The following is a 17,223-nucleotide window of genomic DNA, read 5'->3' as shown; positions in this document are numbered from 1 at the left end:
CGTCCCCCTCAGCCGAGGATCACAGCACGCACGTGTCGACGCCGGCGCCCGTGCAATCGGCGTCCGCCGCGCACTCGCACACGCCCGACGCGGTGTTGCACTTGCCGTAGCCGTTGCAGTCCGCGTCGGCCATACACCCGCCCGTCATCATGGGCTCGGCGCTGCAGTACTTCGCGCCGTTGTCGTCCTCGCCGATGCACTTCGTGTTCATCGGGCAATCGGCGTCCGCCGCGCAGCCCTCAGCGCAGGTCTTGTAGTCGTTGATGGTGAAGCACTTGAAGTCCGGCGCCGCGCCGCCGAACGTACAATCGGCGTCGCCCGTGCATTGCGGAGGGCCGCACACGCCGTCGTCGCAGGTCCAGTTGTTCGGGTAGTTGCCGGGGCAGTTCGGCACGCCCATGGGACAGCAATCCGCAGGCATCGCGCACGACTTGCCGCAGTAACCGCCCATGGCCGCACCGCCACCCGTGCCGCCCATGCCGCCGCCCATGCCGCCGCCCGTGCCGCCCATGCCGCCCATGCCGGCGCTGCCAGCGGATCCGCCGTTGCCGCCCGCGCCATTGCTGGGCTCGTCGCTACACGCGGCAAGACCCATGAAGCCAGCAGAAACCAGGAGAAGAATCGAAAGCATTCGCATGAGAAGTCTCCTTCGAATCCGTGGTCATTCCACGGACGTCAACCATCGACGTAAGTCCCTGACACGAGGGGTCGTCGATAGCAAAATTCTCATGCGTAATGTGATTATGGTTCAGTCCGCGACATATCAAGATTCGGTCCGCGACGTATTTGCGACCGTCCCTTGCAGAATCGCCTTCACCAGATCGGGCTTGACGACTTTTCCGAGCGCATTGCGCGGGAGCGATGTGGTAACAATCACCTCGCGCGGAACCTTGTACGGCGCGATTCGCTCTTTCGCCCAGCCGCGCAGGACCTCCGGCGCGCATTCCGCAGCGCGACCGGGCGCGGCGACGACGACCGCGACGACACGCTCGCCCCACGCCTCGTCGGGCAACCCCACGACCGCGACCTCGGCGACGGCCGCGTTTTCCCGCAGCGCCTCCTCGATCTCGAGCGCCGAGAGCTTGTACCCGCCGCTCTTCAGGATGTCGACGCTGGTTCGTCCGAGCAAACGCAGGTAGCCGTCCTCGGCGCGCTCGGCGACGTCGCCGGTGCGGAACCAGCGGCCCTCGGCAAAAGCATCCTGTGTGGCCTGCTCGCGGCCGAGGTATCCCTTGAACACGCTGGGCCCCCGAATCCAGAGCTCGCCGGGGCCACGTTCGAGCTCGTTTCCCGCCTCGTCGACGATACGCGCCTCGACCGAGCGCGGGGGCAAACCCACGGAGCCAGGCCGCCGGCCCAATGGATCGAGAGGGTTCGTCGCGCCAACCCCGATCTCGGTCATGCCGAATCGCTCGAGGGGGATCACGCCCGTGACGGCGCGCCATCGCTCGGCGAGGGTGGCGGGGAGCGCGGCCGATCCGCTCGTGGCGAGGCGCAGGCCCCGGGCGCCGCTCGCCCACCGTGCTCGCGTCTGCTCGTCCGCTTGGTCGAACGCCTCGAAGAGCTTCTGGTACATCGTCGGCACGGCCATCCAGACCGTGGGCGGATTCGGCCCGCAAAACGCCTCCCACACGCGCCGCGCGTCGAAGCGCGGGAGCAAACGCGCCGAAGCACCCGCGAGCAGCGTGGTGAGGAGCGAGATGCCGAGGCCGTGCAGGTGATGCAAAGGCAACGCGTGGAGCAGCCGATCGCCCTCGCCGAACGCCCACGCCTCGCGCAGGATCGCCGCCTGCACGTCGACGTTCGCGTGCGTGATCATCGCGCCCTTGGGCTTGCCCGTGGTGCCGCTCGTGTAGAGCAGGAGGGCGACGTCGTCGGCTTCGAGCGGGGCCGCATCGCCCTCGGGCCGCGGGCCGTCGGCGAGCGTCTCCGCGAAGAGGACGCGGCGACCTTCGCAGAGCAACGCGCCCCGCTCGCGCTGATCCTCGGACACGATCACCGCCGCCGCGCGCGCATCCTCGCCGAACCAGGCAAGCTCGGCGGGCGGATAGAGCGGCGAGAGCGGCAGGGCCACGCCGCCCGCGAGGATCGTGCCGAGGAAGGCTTCGAGCCAGAGCGCGCCGGGCGAGACGAGGATGGCCACGGCGCGTCCTTCGAGCGAAGGCGCGCCCTCGGTGAGCGCGAGGCGAACGCGCTGGGCGCGGTCCCAGAGCTCGGCGAAGGTGCGGCTCCGCGCGTCATCCTCCACGGCGAGCCAATCAGAGTGCTGGAAGCTTGCGAGGCGCGTGACGAAGGGGGAAGGCATGGTGAAATCCGGCTCGTTTCGAGGCCCGAACGGGCGAGAGCGCGCGGAAGCTACCACGCCCCGACGCCCCGAGGACGCCGCTTCCTTTCTCCCACGCCTTGGGCTTCGGTACACTCCGCGCCATGCACTCCCGCGTCCCTGTCCTCGCCTCGCTCGCGCTGCTCGTCGCGACGACGCTGACCGCCTGCGGCGACGACAAATCCAAGACGGGCGCCGCCCCGACCGCGACCGCCTCCGCTGCGGCCGCGCCGACGGAGCCCGCGCCGCCCCCGAAGCCGAAGACGATGCCCGCGCTGATCGTCGACTCGCTCGGCCCGTACATCGGCCAGATCCGCGTCGACATGAAGCAGGAGAACTGGCCGGAGAAGCTCACGGCGGCGGTGAAGGATCTGCCGATCAACGGGCAGCAGGTCACCGTGATCGCCGAGAAGAAGGCGCGCACGCCGGACGTCGCCGCGGTCGTGGCCGAGCTCGGCCGCGCGGGCGCGCCGACGATCCTGCTCAAGACCGACGGGCGCGACGACGTGCCGAAGGAGCTCTTGGTCACGCCGCCCGACAAGGTGTCGAACCCGCCCGGCTGCTCGGTGACGGTGATGGTGATGAAGGACCTCTCGACCGCGGTGTGGCCGTTCAAGGGCGGGCTCGGCAAGAAGCACCGCAAAGGGTTCGCGGGGCCCGATCTCTCGAACACGGGCGACGCGATCAAGAAGGACCTCGCGCTCTGCGACTCGTCGTTCGCGTTCTTCTCGGCCGACGACACGGTGACCTGGGAGATGGCCTATAACCTCGCGGGCACGCTCAAGGTCGTCGACGAGAAGAGCGACAAGAAGAAGATCGAGACGCTCGTGCTGCTCGGCGAAGCACCCGTCGCCGGCAGGCCCGTCACGCTGAAGAAGTGAGGCGTTCGGGCCTCGTGACGTGCTCGCGCGCGATCGCGAGGATCCCGAGCGCGAACACGTGCCCCCAGAGAACTCCCGTCAGAAGCCGCGCTGGATGGTAGAGCGGGCGTAAGCCGAGGTCCTGCGTGACGACGTCGACGAGCATGATCACGCTCGCGACGAACCCGTAGCCGAGGCACGCGCGCACGCTCCAGCGCGGCCGCGGAAACATCCCAGCCGTCACGAACCCCGCGAAGATGCCGGCGCAACGGCTGCAGAGCGGCATCAGCACGCCGGCGAGGACGAGCGTGCGCTCGGGTTTGAGGTGACAAACCGGCGCGAAGAGCAGGTAGAGAAGCTCGCCCGTCTCGCGGCTCGTCACGCGGCGCGCGAAGGGCGCGAGGAATGGCGCTGCGCCGACGAAGCAGAGCAGCACGCGAAGGATACGCTCGAGCGCTAGCCCCGCGCGGGCGGCTTCTTGCCGAGGCGCGCCATCACTTCCTGCAGGTCGGTCCATACCTCGCGCTTCGCCGACGGCTGCCTGAGGAGGTAGGCCGGATGGAACGTCGGCATGACGGGGATCCCGCGGTACATCTTCCACTTGCCGCGCAGCTTCGTGATGCCCTCGGTCGTGCCGAGCAGGCCCTGGATCGCCGTCGCGCCGAGCGCGACGATGTACTTCGGCCGCACGAGCTCGATCTGCGTGGCGAGGTAGCCCTTGCAGGCATCCATCTCTTCAGGCTGCGGCTTGCGGTTCTCCGGCGGCCGGCACTTGACGATGTTGCAGATGTAGACCTCGTCGCGGCGGTAGCCCATCGCGGCGATCATCTTGTCGAGGAGCTGGCCCGCAGGACCGACGAACGGCTCGCCCTGGAGGTCCTCTTCCGCGCCCGGTCCTTCGCCGACGAAGCAAAGCTCCGAGAGCGGATTGCCGCGGGCGAACACGGTCTGCGTGCGCCGCTCGGCGAGGCCGCAGCGCGTGCAGGAGGCGACCTCGGAGGCGAGGACGCGGAGCTGCTCGATGCGCGCTTCCGGCGTGCGCGCCTCGGGGCGCGCGACGGCGGGGCGCTGCGGGCGCTCGGCCGGTGGCGGAAACGGCGTGAACTGCGGCGCGGGCGCGCGCTCGGGCGGCGGCGTGAACTGCGCAGGCTGCGCGAAGGAGGCGTCGGCAGGAGCGGGACGCCGATCCGCGACGGGCGCGGGCGCGCGAGGGTTTGGCGGCGGCGGCGCGGCGTGAGGTTCCGCTGCGGGATACGAAGGCTCGACCTCACGCGGCGGCGCGAGCGGCAAGCCCCACGCGCCCGTGCTGTCGTACCACTCGACGAGCGCGCGCACCGAGGTCGCGATCTCGAAGAGCTCGTCGCGCGGGTCGGCGTGGGGCTCGTCCATCGAAGGCCTTCGTCAGTGACTCCCACCTTCTTGCTGCAAGAACCGCTCGGCGTCGAGTGCGGCCATGCAGCCCGTGCCCGCCGCCGTGACCGCCTGCCTGTACGTCCAGTCCTGCACGTCGCCCGCGGCGAACACGCCGGGCACGCTCGTGCGCGTGGAGCCGGGCACGGTCTTCAAGTAGCCGTTCGGGTGCGTCTCGAGCTGCCCGATGAAGAGCTCGGTCATGGGCGTGTGACCGATCGCCACGAAAAACGCCGCGACCGGGACGGACGATTTTTCCCCGGTCTTGAGGTTTTTCACGACGATCCCCGTGACCTCGTCCTTGGTGACGTCGAGCACGTCGTCGACCACGTGGCTGTAGAGGATCTTGATCTTCGGGTTCGACACGACGCGGTCGACCATCGCCTTGCTCGCGCGGAAGTCGTCGCGGCGGTGCACGAGCGTGACCGAGTTGCAGAGGCCCGCGAGGTAACTCGCCTCCTCCATCGCGGTGTCGCCGCCGCCGACGACGGCGACGTCGCGGCCGCGGTAGAGCGCGCCGTCGCACACGGCGCAGGCGCTCACGCCCTTGTTCTTGAGAAGCTCCTCGTTCGGCAAGCCGAGGTAGTTCGCGCGCGCGCCCGTCGCGATGATCACGGTGTGGGCGAGGTAGAGCGTCTCCTCGACCCAGACCCTGAACGGCCGCGCGGAGAGGTCGACCTTCGTCACGTCCGCCGTCACGATCTCGGTGCCCTGGTGCTCCGCCTGATCACGGAAGCGCTGCATGAGCTCCTGGCCCGTGACCTTCTGCGGGAAGCCCGGATAGTTCTCGACGTCGGTCGTGAACATGAGCTGACCGCCGGGGATGAGCCCGCCCGCGTTGAAGCCCTCGATGCAGAGCGGCTTGAGGTTCGCGCGCGCGGCGTAGATGGACGCAGTCAGGCCCGCAGGGCCCGAGCCGATGATGATGACGTTGCGGACGGGTGTGTCGGTCATGCTGGCCCGGGTCATAGCGAAGGCGCGCGGCCGCGTCGATACGCGCGCACCACCCGGACGAACGGAGGCGGGAAAGGTCGCGAAATCTGCGCCGCGGCCTACTTCTTCTTCTTCTTTTTCGTGTCCTTCGGCGGCGGCGGGGGCTCGGGGGCGATGCCGCGGTTGTACTCGCGGGCGACGTCGTGGAGGTACGACTCGGTCGTGAGCTTCGGGAAGTCGGAGGGCGAGATCTTGTCGTTCGCCATCGCGGTGGCCTTGTCCGCCTCGCGACGCATGCCGCCGAGCGCAGCGGAGTAGATCCAGGTGCCGATCGCGCCGACGATGACGCCGCCGATGATGATGGCCGTCGAGCCCCCCGTCGGGATGAGGGGATCATCCTTCGTGACCGCCGCGGCGATGGCCCAGCCGCCCGCGATGCCGTACCCCACGCCCGCCACGATCATGCCGGTGGAGCGCTTGCCGGAGTATTCCTTGATGCCCTTCTCGTAGACGGACATCGAGTTCGCGTGGTTCTCGCGGATCTCGACGATGCGCTCCTCGAACGCATCCTCGAACGCCCTGTCGCGCGCGATGTGCAGCGCGCTGAGCACGTCGATCGGCTGCCGGCCCTGGTAGACGCCCCACTGGTAGCCGCGGTGCGCGACCTGCTGGTTGCCGTAAATGCGGCTCGATCCGACGAGGCGACCCTGCGCGTCGCGGATCTGCTCCTCGCCGAGCTCGACGCGCTCCGTCGTGGTGTACGTGAAACTCTCGCCCTCGACGCTCAGGGGCTCGCCGGTCTTTTTGTGCTCAAACTTGTAGTCGTATTCGTCCGGGGCCGTCGGCGGGGGCTTGGGAATGGCGCAGCCGACAACCGCCAAACCCAGACCAACCACCATCAACGAAGCACGCGCGTTCATCCAATCCTCCCGGACTTCTTCGTCCCCAACAAACGATAACCGTGGCATCGAAGCGTGCCGGCGTATCCGGTGTCAACGCCCTCGACGTCAATCTTCACGTGACGCTGGGGAACCGTCGTGCATCGTCGTCCAGCCGCGCTGGAACGAGCTCTTCAGAACCTGTAGGTCGCCCCGAGCGCCACTTCGTTCAGGCTCGACTCGAGCCGTCCGCCATTGACGTTGTGGACGCTTCGATAATTCGTGGTCGCGTCACCGGAGAGGCCCAAAACCTCCCCCTTGCCGCCGTTGTCGAGCGGTTCGAAGAACGTGTGCTGGTAGGCGAGCGAGACGTCGACCGGCCCGATGCGCACGGTGCCGCCGCCGCCCACGCCGACTTTGCTGCCGAGGTGGAAATCGGGATTCAGGTACGCCGCGTCCTGGCCGTTGGTTTCGAAAAATCCGCCGGCCCGCACGGCGAGGAAGCCGGGGATGAGCGTGAAGTCACCGCCGAAGCGCACGCCGAAGACGTTCTTCCACTTGTGCGGGATGTCGGCGTTCTGGGGGACTTCGCCCGGCGTGCCGTTCACGCGGATGCCCCGATCGAAGCGGACCTCGAGGACGTCGACGACGCTGTTGTGCGCGTAGGTGAAGTCGACCTCGATGTCGAAGAGGTCGTCGGCGAGCGGGTCGCGCACCTTTGGGCCGACCTTGGGCACGAGCGAGCCCGCGCGCAGCGGATGGTGGTAGCGGAGGCCGAGGCGCGCTTCGAGCGGGATGCGGAACTTGAGCGTCCCCGCGTCCTCGTCCTCGGTGATGTTGCAGTTCGCGGGGCCCGCCGGACACGGGTTTTCGTTTTTCTGACCGCCCAAACGCCAGTAGAGCGATTCGAGCTTCACGCCCGTGCGCGTGGAGATCGCGTCCTGCCACTTGAACCACGCGCCGAGGTCGAGGCGCTTGTGCGGCGAGGCGAGGACGCCGACGACGACGCCCGGCACGAAGCCGTCGAAGGCCGAGAGCGTGGACTTGACTTCCTGGTTGCCGGCGAAGTCGTCCGTGGGGACCTGCGAGGTGGCCTCGGTGAAGTTGATGAAGTCGATCGAGGCGATGCCCCAGATGAAGCCCGCGCCGACGCTGAGCCAGTCCTTGATGGCGTAGCTCACGCTGAGCGTCGGGTTGATGATGAGCGAGTCGCTCTCGATGAGGAGATGGCGCTGCGGCGCGGGCTGCGTGGTCGAGATGCCGAGCTGGTTCGTGTACGGGATCGACTCGGGCCAGACCATCTTGCCGACGCCGTGCGGGCCCATGACGGAGAGGCCAATCGCGAGCTGCCGCGTGATGCGGAAGTTCGCGGCGATCTGCGGGTTCGGGAAGGGCGTGGTCTCGGCGCAGACAGGATCGGAGGGGCCACCCGCCGCGCCGGGACCAGGAATGCCGCCGCCCGGCGAGACGGGCTGGCCGTTCACGTCGCGCCGCGAGAAGCAGCGATCCATGAACATGAGGTGCGCGCCGACGTGCACGCCCGACTTCTGGAACGCGAGGCCCGCCGGGTTGTAGTACGCGGCCAGCGGGTCGTCGGCGCGCGCGACGTTGGTGTTGCCGCGGCCGACCTGCACGACGCCGTTGTCGGGAGAGTCGATCCCGGAGGAGGCGCGCGCAACGCCCGCGCCCCCGAGCAAGACCGACCCCACGAACGCCCCCACGACGAGATTCCTCGCGCCCATCGCTCTGCCGCTCCTGCCGATTCCGATGCTCTGGTTTACTTGTTGACCGGCGAGGCCTTCAGCGCGGCCTTGCCTTCCTTCGCGTACACCGTGAACTTCACGCGCGTCACGCCGTGCCGCTGCACGAGCGCGTCCTTGTTGCGTTGCAGCGTCGACTTGAACTTCTCGAACGTCATGCCCGCCGTCGGCTCGCCGCACTGCTGCTTCATGGCGACGAACTCTTCGTAGACCTTCTGCCACTCGGTGAGCTCGTCGACCTCGCCCGCGTCCGCGGTAGCCGCAGGCTCGGCCGCCGCAGGCTCGGCCGCGGCCGCGTTCGGCAGCGGCGGCGGCGCAGGCGCGGACACGGCCTCGGGCGCGCCCTCGGGCACGGACTCGACCGGGTCCTGCGTGGTCGAGCCGGGGCGCGGCTTCGGCTTCGGCAGGGCCTTCGGGAGCGGCTTCGCGGGGGCGCTGTTCGGGACCGTGATCGCCTGCGACGAGGTCTCGCCGGGGCCGGGCACGGCGAAGGCGCTCATCGTGGGCGCGGCCGGGATCGGGCCGAGCACCGCATTGAGATCGGCCGCGCGACGCGGCGCACCGCCCTTGGCCGCGATCTTGTCGATGCCGTCGTTGATGTCGGAGGCGATCTTCTTGTACCCGCCGCGGAACTTGCTCGGCGCGAGCACGTCGACCTCGCCCTTCGCGAGGCGGATGGCCTCCTTGCCGAACGTGGCGAGCGGCTGCGTGTGCTCGAGGACCGAGAAGAAGATGCCGAGGCCCGCGAGCACGATGACGCCGAGGACGACGAAGAGCCACGAGACGTTTTTCTTGTCCGTGTCGTCAGCCTTGCCGAGGAAGTCGAGCGGCCCCGAGACGGAGACGGCGAGGCGCCCGACGGCGAACCCCGCGCCGAGATCCCAGGCCTCGCCGGCCATGCGCGCGTAGACGACGCCGAGGTGCGAGGCGATCACGCGCGGCTCGCTGCGGCCCTTCTCCTGGTAGTCCTTGTTCTCGTCGAGCTGCTTCAGATCCTGGGTGATCTGATCCATGTTCGACTTGTCGAAACCCTCGGGGGCCCAGGACGCCACGCGCGCGCCGTCGGCGTAGAACGCGACCGCGGCGCCCGTGCGCTTCGAGACGCCCTGCGCGAACCTGTCGTCGACGATCTTGATGCCGACGACGGCGCCGACGGGCTCGCCGTTGACCTCCGCCTCGACGGGGCGCGTGACGACGCGGTAGATGCGGCCCTTCGAGACCCACGCGTCGTCACGGATCCATCCGTGCAGCGCGTCGGCGACGACGGGGTAGCCGCCGAGATCCGCGTCCTCGATGGGCAGGTCGTTCACGACGCCGACCGCGGCAATGATGCGGCCGTTCGCGTCGACGGCGCGAAGCGCGTCGAACGTGAGGTCTGCCGGCACCTCGGTGGCGAGCTTCTTCAGCGCCTTCTGGCCCTCCGAGATGACCTCGCGCGAGAGCTTCGGCTCGCCCGACGCCTTGGAGAGCTGCGTGCGCAGCTCGGGCGAGAGCGCGATCGGAATGAGCGCGCTCGACCGGTTGCGCGCGTCGTCTTTGAGATACCAACCGACGGCGCTCGAGTCGGCGGCGAGCGAGTCGCTCATCGCGCGCAGGCCGGCGCGGTTGTACATCTGCGCGGCGAGCATGAGGATGAACGCCGCGAAGCCGGCGATGATGGCGAGGGCGAGATACCAGAAACGGGACAGGATCATCTTCTCGTCTCCGCCTTCACTTGCTCGGGGTCTCGCCGACCACGAGCGGCGCCTTGAGGGGCTGCTCGGTCGGGAAGGGCGTGATCGTCACATCGAGTTCCTGGCCCACGGGCTCGCCGTTGAAGTAAGCGCGTAGCTTGTGCGGACCGGGCTCGAGCTCGATCGCGAAGTCGCCTTTGCGATCGGGGTAGGTCGAGGCGATCGCGCGGGGCTCGACGACGACCCAGGCGCGGACGCTGGGCGCGAGCTGATCGCGGAGCTCGTATTTGCCGGCCGCGGGCGGCGTCCAGGAGCGGCTCTTGCCGCCGGCGGTCTCGACGGCGCCGAGGCCCTTGTTCCCGGTGTCGTAGATCTTGTGCGGGAACGGGTCTTTGTTCTCGAAGTTGATCTGCTGGCCCTCGGGCACGACGATCGTGACGGGGCTCATGCGACCGCCGCCGATGCTGACGGTGACGGGCACCTTCGCGGGCGTGCCCTTGTCGCCGAGCGCGACGATCGCGACTTCTTTCGGCAGATGCCCCGTGAGGGTACGCACGTCGGGGCGCACCGTCGGAGACGGCTCGCGGAACGTGTAGCGACGAGCGTTCGGGTCCTTCGCCTCGTTCCACACGGGGTTCAGGAGCTTGTCGGCCCCGCTCAGCTTGCCCTTGGCAGTGACGGCGGCAAACGCAACGCCTGGGACGGTCAAGAGCACGAGCGCGACGGCTCCTCGGCGGAGCAGGCCGCGCAGGCGGCCGGATTGGCTCGCCTTCGCCTTGGAAACGAGCGTGTCGAACGTGTCCATCGGAAGGGGGAAGCTACCGGAATGGCAGGGCAAACGGAAAAGAAAAGCCGCCAGGAAGGACGGCACGCGGAGCCGGTCGCGCGAGCGTCAGAAGCGTCAGAGGGGTGGCGGCGCGAGGCGCGTGTGAGGGCGGCCCGGCGACGGGTTTTGCTTGACAGGGGCGGAGGAGTGAGCGGTCAGGTGGGGCTCGTGCGGAGCTCGTCGAACCAGGCGCGGGCGGAGGCGTGGTCCTCGAAGTAGCGGACGGGGGCCTTGGCGACGTCGAGCTTGAGGAGGCGGGCGGCGCGAACGAGCGTCTCGGAGATCGCGCGCATGCGGTAGCTCGCGACGACGATGGCGCCGGCGCGCATGAAGCTCGTGTCGAACTGGCGGTTGAACTCGATGGCGGCGCTGATGCTCATGTGGCCCAGCGACTTCGAGAGGTCCGAGACCGTGAAGAGGCCGCCGGCCCGCCGCGCGGCGTCCACCGCGAAGCCCGCGATGCGTCCGGCGTCCGCGGTCGTCATCTCGCGGGCAGGGCAGAAGACGAGCACATCGGGAGGCTCGAACCGCGCGAGCTCGGGGACGATGTCGAAGGGGGCGTCAAGGGATGTGTGCCCGGGTACCCACAAGGTAGGAGTATCGGCCATGACACAGATTGTATCACGAGCGCCGGGACGCAGGCGTCACCTTGCGAGCCCCTCATGAACGCAGGTTCGGCTTCCGTGAGTACCCATCCATTGCCTAAGGAAGCCTCCTCGCCGTTCGAGACATGAATGGAGGCGGCGCGAGGCGTCTATGGGGGCGGTCCAACAACGGGTTTTACTTGACAGGGGTGGAGGAGTGATCGGTCAGGCGGGGCCCGTTCGGAGCTCGCCGAACCACGCGCGGGCGGAGGCGTGGTCGTCGAAGTAGCGGACGGGGGACTTTGCGACTTCGAGCTTGAGGAGACGGGCGGCGCGGATGAGCGTCTCGGAGAGCACGCGCATGCGGTAATCCGCGGCGACGACGGCGGCGGCGCGGATGAGACGCGGGTTGAACTGTCGGTTGAACTCGACGGCGGCGGCGATGCTGATGCGCGGGAGGTGCACCGAAGCGTCCGTCATCGAGAAGAGCGCGCCCGTCTGGGGCACCGCTTCCCGGACGAAGGCCATGATCCGCGCGGTCTCCTCGACGTTGATCTCGCGGGCAAGGCGAAAGGAGATGATGTCGGGCGGCTCGAACCGAGCGATGTCGGGGATGATGTCGAAGGGGGTGTCGAGCGTGGTGAGTCCGGGTACCCATAAGCTCGGAGTATCGGCCATGACACTGGATGTATCACAGGCGAAGGGGGCCGCCGCGGACGCTCGGGCCCCGTCTTGGTGTAGCGCTCGAGCATTCGATCCTTTCACGCCCTTGCATGAATCGAACGAATGGGGCTGGAATGCACTCTTCCCGAAACGTCAGTTGTCATCGCAAGAGAAGCGCGCCAGGAACTTCTCGGGCAGGGAGCTATAGCGCTTCTTGGTCTTCGACCTCTCCCGCTCGATGCATTCGCGGCACTTGTCCTTGCAGCCCAGCCGCTTCCAGAGGATCGCGGCGTAGCAGAGCTCGAATGTATCGGCAAAGGGCATGACGTGTCGGTCTTCCTTCCTGCGGGGCTGCGAGAGGAACTCCGCGACCGCGCGTTCGTCCCGGAACCGATCGAAGAACGGCAAGGCCGCGGTCTCCACGAGCTTCCGCAGTTCCTGCCCTACCTCGTCGTCCTTCTCGGGCCCATCGCTGGACGTGAGCTCCCACCACGAGTCGCCCGTCGGTGTCAGCATTCCGGGTCTCACGTTCAGGAGCCCGTACGCTGCGTCAACCGCCTTGGGTTCGACGCAGTTCCCGAAGGTACCTCTGACCCCTGGCACGTGAATCCCACAATTCGTTGTGAAGCTGTACTTGTCGGCCGTGTTGAGGTGGTCACTCTCGTGATTGAAGAGGTGCTGGACGCTCCCCAGATCTCGCACGTACACGATCCCTCGTTTCTTGAAGCCCGCCGCGTGGAGCGCGGGCGTGACCCACGTCTTGAAGATGTGGCTCATTCTGTTCTGTAGGGCTCGCTTATGGGTCATAATAGATCACACGTCCCCTCTGGCCTGTAGCGTCTTCGTACTTCTTGATCTGGCGTTTGCCCGCTGCTTTGCCAGTCGGCGTGTTCGGCTTCAGCTCGATCGGATTCCCTTTGGGCGTGAGCGCGTCGGGCCTCAGCTCCGTCCCATCCTCCAACTTGATACGCGGGTTGGGCCTCCAATCCTTTCCCTCTTTCTGCTTCGCCTCGACCTTCTTCTTGAACTCCTCATGCACCTGCCGTCCCCGCGCCGCCGCCGGCGTCTCGCCTCCCCGCTTCGGTTTGGCCTGCGGTGGAGGGTCCGCCGCGCTCCCGCTGCCCGCCTGCCCCGCCGCCGCGCTGTTCGACTTGGCGCCGTTCGACTTCGCGGGGACCGGCTTCGTCGTCGTCTTGACCGTCGTCGTCTTCGGCGCCGGCTGCGGCGAGCCACTCCCCGTTGACAACGACTGCCCGTTGTTCGTCTCGGCGGGCTTCTTTTTGGACTTCGGAACGAAGTTCGGATGCCGGGCATGGCAAAGCCCCTCGAGGCACTCCCTGGCTCGGTCTTTCGCGAGCGCGGAGGTGTCCGCACGGCTGAGTCCCCAGTCCTCATACGCCTGGGCCGCGCTCTCCGGCAACTCCCTCGGCTCGGGCTCGTGGACGGGGCAAGGCTCGGCCGCGGGCGGCCGTTTGTCCGCGACGGCCTGCTTCGCGCAGCGCCACTTGACGAGCACCCTCGTGCAAACACGTGCGCCCGTCCCGCTCCGTCTCCGCGTCTGGCCCGGCTCCCGATACGCCGCGCACCGCTGCTCCTCCGGCGGCCTCGCGATCGGTCGCGGCAGCGGCTTCGGCCGCTCGGCCTTCTTGCCCTCGTCCTTCTTCTCCTCAGCCTCTTTGGCCTTCTCCGTCGCCGCGGCGACGCGAGGCTTCGGCGGGGTCCTCGCCGGGCATTCGAGCGTGTTGTACGGAATCGGTAAAAGCCTCGCGCTCGCGGCAGGCGCGTCCTGGTCGAAAACATAGATGGGGCTGCCATTGCCTCTCGCGCGGTCCACCTCCCGGACCCCGAAGAAGGGCGTGCCGTCGGCGGTGAGCCCCCAAATTCGCTTGTCTTTCGGTACGTTCGGTGGACGTACACAGACGTGGACGACGTTCGGCGCCTCGAAGATCCGCGCCATCGTGGGATCGCGCGAGGGGGCGCACCCGAACGAGTGCAAAACGAAACACAGGACGGCGACCGCCGTGACGAGGGAATGCCAAAGGCGAGCCCCAAGAGTCGATCGTCGCATGAACCGCTCCCATCTCTCGGAATGGTCCGGCCCTCACCCCCACAGCGGGGCGGCCATCCGGGCGATGGAGCGACGGTGCGGGGACGTCCAGGCGGCGTCAACGACAGGAAAGCAGCGACCCGCCGCGCCCCCGCCACTCTCCTCTTTCCCTTTTCGTACCTTCCGTCGGTCGTCAGGGATGGCGATTGCGGGGGAGGTGGGCGACCGTCTCAGCTCGTCGGATCAGGCGCACGTCGGCGACATGGTAGCGTTGACATCGGTCATTGCCCTCGATGCGCGTCCTTCCAGAGCTTTTGCAGGAAAAGACGCATTTCCCGGAAGGCGGGACATCGTTTGGCGCAGACATCGAGCTGCAGAACCTCGGCGATCCGCGCGCCGTCGTTCGGCGTGTACCTGGGCCGGCCGGGCACGGCTCGGGATGCTTCGATGAGCCGCTCCTTGGGGTCACGAACCAAGTGGGGGAGTTCTTGCGGGAGTTCTCGATCGCCACAGATGAGCTGCAATGCTTTCTCACAAGAGAAAAACCAGGCCTCGATCTCCTCGACAGGGATACACACGTGATACTCGACGCTGGAGGGGACCTGGTAGGCGCTCAGCTTCTTGCGTAGCTCGCGTTCGTCATGCCGGTCTCTGTCGTGCATCAGGATGACGATCCGGCAGCCCCGCGCGGACAACTCGCGAAGCCATCGCTCTGCCTTCTGCCGTAAACCGGCACACCCACTCCCGGCACGATGAATGATGTTGTAATAACGTGAATCGACCTGGGCCTCTGCGAGGATGCGCCGCACGAGTGTGCCCATCACTTTGCAATCATTCTCGCTCTCCGCCAGGATGCCGATGGTCTGCTCAGCCATCGATTGCACCCGAGTAGAGGTAGTCTCCGAGCGTCCCCTCGTCTTCGAGATAACGCTCGACCTGTGCCTGCTCCTCGGCGTCGAGCCCACGAACGTAGGTCGTTCCGCTTCTCCGTTCGACCAGCCGGAGCGCGTCGGGCTTCGCCCAGCTCACCACCTGCGGTGACTGGGTCGAGATGACGATCTGCTTGTCCGCGGAGTACGCCTCGATCTCTTCGAGAAGCCGCCCTAAAAGGCCCGGGTGAACGGCTATTTCTGGTTCCTCCAGGAGTAACAGCGTCCGATCCGGCTGGATGAGCGCCATGAGGATCTGGAGCACACGCTGCGTTCCGTCCGACAGGAGGCCCACGTCAACGTTGTCCACCGAGACGCTTGCCAAGTTTCGGGGTGCCCGTACGTCCGCTGCGTGCTCGGGATTGTCGAAAAGCCTGACCTTGATATCGTTCAAGAGCCCCAGTCGCCGACCCACCTCGCCGAGCTCGTCCAGGCGCCCCCGCTCCGACTCGTACCAAGTCGCAAGCGTATCCACGAGCTGGCGAACTCCGGGTGATATATGCTCGTAACGCCGTTGAAGCCTAGTTCTACCAAACGGCCATGGGTGCGGCACGATAGCGACTTCACGATCTCTGTTTGCACGCGGCACGCCGGCACGTACGGACCACACGCGAAACAACAGTTCGAAGAGCGGCTCGACCATCGCGTTGAAGGAGAACGAGCTCTTGCTCGCAATCCACCAGTTGAGGAGTCCGCGACCGCGCGGGAGGACGTCCGTGGTTCCGTCATTCCTGACGAGACGACCATCTTGAAGTGTCCAGAGCACTTTCTCGCCCAAGGAAGGCTCGACGAAGGAGCACGTTTCCTCGATCTCGGCGTAGCGGTCTGCTTTCTCGGCGTCGAGAGGATTCTCGACGCCCCCCTCGTCATCCATGGTTTTCCAGCGACATTCGTAACGGACGGCGGAGTTCGGCACTCTCTTGTGGTTAATCTCCACGGCGAAGCGACCTGGATCAGGCACCGCATCCTGCACGACTCCAGATGCCCCCCACGATCCCGCCAGAAATTTGTCGAAAATGGCTGACTTACCAGCTCCATTTTTGCCGACCAGGACGGTCGTCCGTGGGTCGAGCTCGAGGCGGACATCGCCGCCCAGCGCGATCGACGCGCCCAGCTCCACCGCGCCGAAGCGCCAAAGGTATTCTCGCGGTGCCTTCCTGTTCGCGCTCATGTCGGTCGACCTGTCGAACCTTACCATGAGACAGACAGCTGAGGAACGCGGCGGGGGAGCCGGCGAGCACTGTACCCTAGAAGGGTGAAGAGTCTCCCGGGGGGCGTCCCGGGGATTCGTCACCGTGTACCGACTTGCAGCAGAACACCGCGGGCTCGATCGCCTTGATCTCCCCGGTCACCGCGCCGCCCGAGGCGATGCACGTCCCGGGCTCGTTCTGGACCCAGGAAGCCGCGACCCCCTGTCCGTTGTAAGCCATGCCCGGATCCGCGCAGGAGCCCAGCTCGTCCACCGGCGCCGCGATCATCGGCGCATCCCCGCAATCCGCCTGCTCGTGCAGGCTCACGACCGACAAGCACACTGCATCCCCCGCCGGCGCGCATTCACACGGCGTGCATTCACGCCCCTCGTCGACATCCGCGTAAAACACGAATGACTCCGGAAAACCCGCGGGGCAAGCTGCCCCCTCCGGGGTCGCGCCTTCGAGCCGCACGCACGAGCGGAACCCGGACGGCAGTTCCTCCTCGCGAATGCCGCAGGGCTCGCCAGGCGGACACATCGCGTCGTCTGCATGGCGACACGCCCGCGCCGTCGTCTCCCACATCGACGACGAGCCGAAATGCGGCGGTGGGGGCAGCGGATCCTCCGCGACGGCGCATCCGGTGACCCCGGTCGGCTCGAAGGAATAGGATCCGACGTTCGAGATGGGGATCGAGGACGTTTGACAAGCGCCGTCCCATGCAGGCGGAGGATCCGCCGCGCCGAGGACCGGACCCGTGCACGCGTCGCCTCCCAGCGCGACGACGGGCCCGAAGGTGCAGACCGGCTCGGTGCACCGGCACTCCGGGCACGCGTACGGCGCCAGGATGCCCGCGCCGCCGTTGAAGTCCGCCTTGGGCATGCTCTTCGGGCACGCAGGCAACGCGCGCTCTTTGCCAAACCAGAGCGCCACCGGGACCGCCTTGACACCCAGGACCACGTCGGCGCACGCCGCCCCGCAGGCCATGGGCTTCTTTTCGTCGTTCTCGTGGCAAGGATCGGGGTTACCGTCCTTGTCCTTGTGGTCCAGGTCCGGGTTCTCGCACGTATAGATGACCACGGGCTCCCTTGGGCCATCACAACCGGACCCTGCGAGCGTCAAAACACAACAAAATAGCGCCTGATAC

General features: G+C 67.4%; 17 protein-coding genes. 1 reads left to right on the top strand and 16 read right to left on the bottom strand.

Annotated elements, in window-relative coordinates:
- Positions 1 to 19: 19 nt before the first annotated feature.
- Together KEG57_RS05660 and KEG57_RS05655 are read right to left on the bottom strand one after the other, a co-directional pair.
- Positions 20 to 637 (bottom strand): hypothetical protein, encoded by a 618-nt coding sequence (locus tag KEG57_RS05660; protein ID WP_272417008.1) that lies wholly within the window; start codon positions 635 to 637, stop codon positions 20 to 22.
- Positions 638 to 763: 126 nt separating this feature from the next.
- A complete protein-coding gene (locus KEG57_RS05655; protein WP_272458243.1) occupies positions 764 to 2,305 on the bottom strand; it encodes an AMP-binding protein in 1,542 nt (513 codons plus the stop codon).
- Positions 2,306 to 2,427: 122 nt separating this feature from the next.
- Between KEG57_RS05655 and KEG57_RS05650 the strand changes: the two genes are divergently transcribed.
- Positions 2,428 to 3,204: a biopolymer transporter ExbD gene (locus KEG57_RS05650; protein WP_272417006.1), complete on the top strand. Its 777-nt coding sequence runs from the start codon at positions 2,428 to 2,430 to the stop codon at positions 3,202 to 3,204.
- Here KEG57_RS05650 and KEG57_RS05645 read toward each other — a convergent pair.
- From KEG57_RS05645 to KEG57_RS05580, 14 genes are all read right to left on the bottom strand, one after another.
- A complete protein-coding gene (locus KEG57_RS05645) occupies positions 3,188 to 3,619 on the bottom strand; it encodes a DUF2085 domain-containing protein (protein ID WP_272458242.1) in 432 nt (143 codons plus the stop codon). The genes KEG57_RS05650 and KEG57_RS05645 overlap by 17 nt on opposite strands.
- 20 nt (positions 3,620 to 3,639) lie before the next feature.
- Positions 3,640 to 4,572: a uracil-DNA glycosylase gene (locus KEG57_RS05640; protein WP_272417004.1), complete on the bottom strand. Its 933-nt coding sequence runs from the start codon at positions 4,570 to 4,572 to the stop codon at positions 3,640 to 3,642.
- Between the two features lie 12 nt (positions 4,573 to 4,584).
- The gene (trxB, locus tag KEG57_RS05635) at positions 4,585 to 5,547 is read right to left on the bottom strand and encodes a thioredoxin-disulfide reductase (protein ID WP_272417003.1); all 963 of its coding nucleotides are present in this window, start codon (positions 5,545 to 5,547) and stop codon (positions 4,585 to 4,587) included.
- A gap of 98 nt (positions 5,548 to 5,645) precedes the next feature.
- Positions 5,646 to 6,446, bottom strand: a complete 801-nt coding sequence (locus KEG57_RS05630) for a hypothetical protein (protein ID WP_272417002.1) — start codon at positions 6,444 to 6,446, stop codon at positions 5,646 to 5,648.
- A 152-nt stretch (positions 6,447 to 6,598) separates the two neighbouring features.
- On the bottom strand, positions 6,599 to 8,146 hold the full coding sequence (locus KEG57_RS05625; protein ID WP_272417001.1) for an OmpP1/FadL family transporter: 1,548 nt from the start codon (positions 8,144 to 8,146) through the stop codon (positions 6,599 to 6,601).
- A 35-nt stretch (positions 8,147 to 8,181) separates the two neighbouring features.
- Entirely contained in the window at positions 8,182 to 9,858 is a 1,677-nt protein-coding gene (locus tag KEG57_RS05620) for an MXAN_5187 family protein (RefSeq protein WP_272417000.1), read from the bottom strand.
- A 16-nt stretch (positions 9,859 to 9,874) separates the two neighbouring features.
- Positions 9,875 to 10,642 (bottom strand): cupredoxin domain-containing protein, encoded by a 768-nt coding sequence (locus KEG57_RS05615; RefSeq protein WP_272416999.1) that lies wholly within the window; start codon positions 10,640 to 10,642, stop codon positions 9,875 to 9,877.
- A gap of 176 nt (positions 10,643 to 10,818) precedes the next feature.
- Positions 10,819 to 11,271, bottom strand: a complete 453-nt coding sequence (locus KEG57_RS05610) for a hypothetical protein (RefSeq protein WP_272416998.1) — start codon at positions 11,269 to 11,271, stop codon at positions 10,819 to 10,821.
- 201 nt (positions 11,272 to 11,472) lie between these two features.
- Entirely contained in the window at positions 11,473 to 11,925 is a 453-nt protein-coding gene (locus tag KEG57_RS05605) for a hypothetical protein (protein WP_272416997.1), read from the bottom strand.
- Positions 11,926 to 12,063: 138 nt separating this feature from the next.
- A complete protein-coding gene (locus KEG57_RS05600; RefSeq protein WP_272416996.1) occupies positions 12,064 to 12,687 on the bottom strand; it encodes a DUF4304 domain-containing protein in 624 nt (207 codons plus the stop codon).
- 19 nt (positions 12,688 to 12,706) lie between these two features.
- Complete coding sequence (locus KEG57_RS05595; RefSeq protein ID WP_272458241.1) at positions 12,707 to 13,978, bottom strand: hypothetical protein; 1,272 nt, start codon at positions 13,976 to 13,978, stop codon at positions 12,707 to 12,709.
- Positions 13,979 to 14,238: 260 nt separating this feature from the next.
- Complete coding sequence (locus KEG57_RS05590; protein WP_272416994.1) at positions 14,239 to 14,832, bottom strand: DUF4276 family protein; 594 nt, start codon at positions 14,830 to 14,832, stop codon at positions 14,239 to 14,241.
- Entirely contained in the window at positions 14,825 to 16,057 is a 1,233-nt protein-coding gene (locus KEG57_RS05585; protein ID WP_272416993.1) for an AAA family ATPase, read from the bottom strand. The genes KEG57_RS05590 and KEG57_RS05585 overlap by 8 nt, the downstream gene beginning before the upstream one ends.
- A 76-nt stretch (positions 16,058 to 16,133) precedes the next feature.
- Positions 16,134 to 17,156 carry a hypothetical protein gene (locus tag KEG57_RS05580; RefSeq protein ID WP_272416992.1) on the bottom strand — a complete coding sequence of 341 codons (1,023 nt, stop codon included), beginning with the start codon at positions 17,154 to 17,156 and terminating at the stop codon, positions 16,134 to 16,136.
- Positions 17,157 to 17,223: the final 67 nt, after the last annotated feature.

It is taken from the genome of Polyangium jinanense, from assembly GCF_028435365.1.
This window is presented reverse-complemented; position numbering and strand designations above follow the sequence as displayed.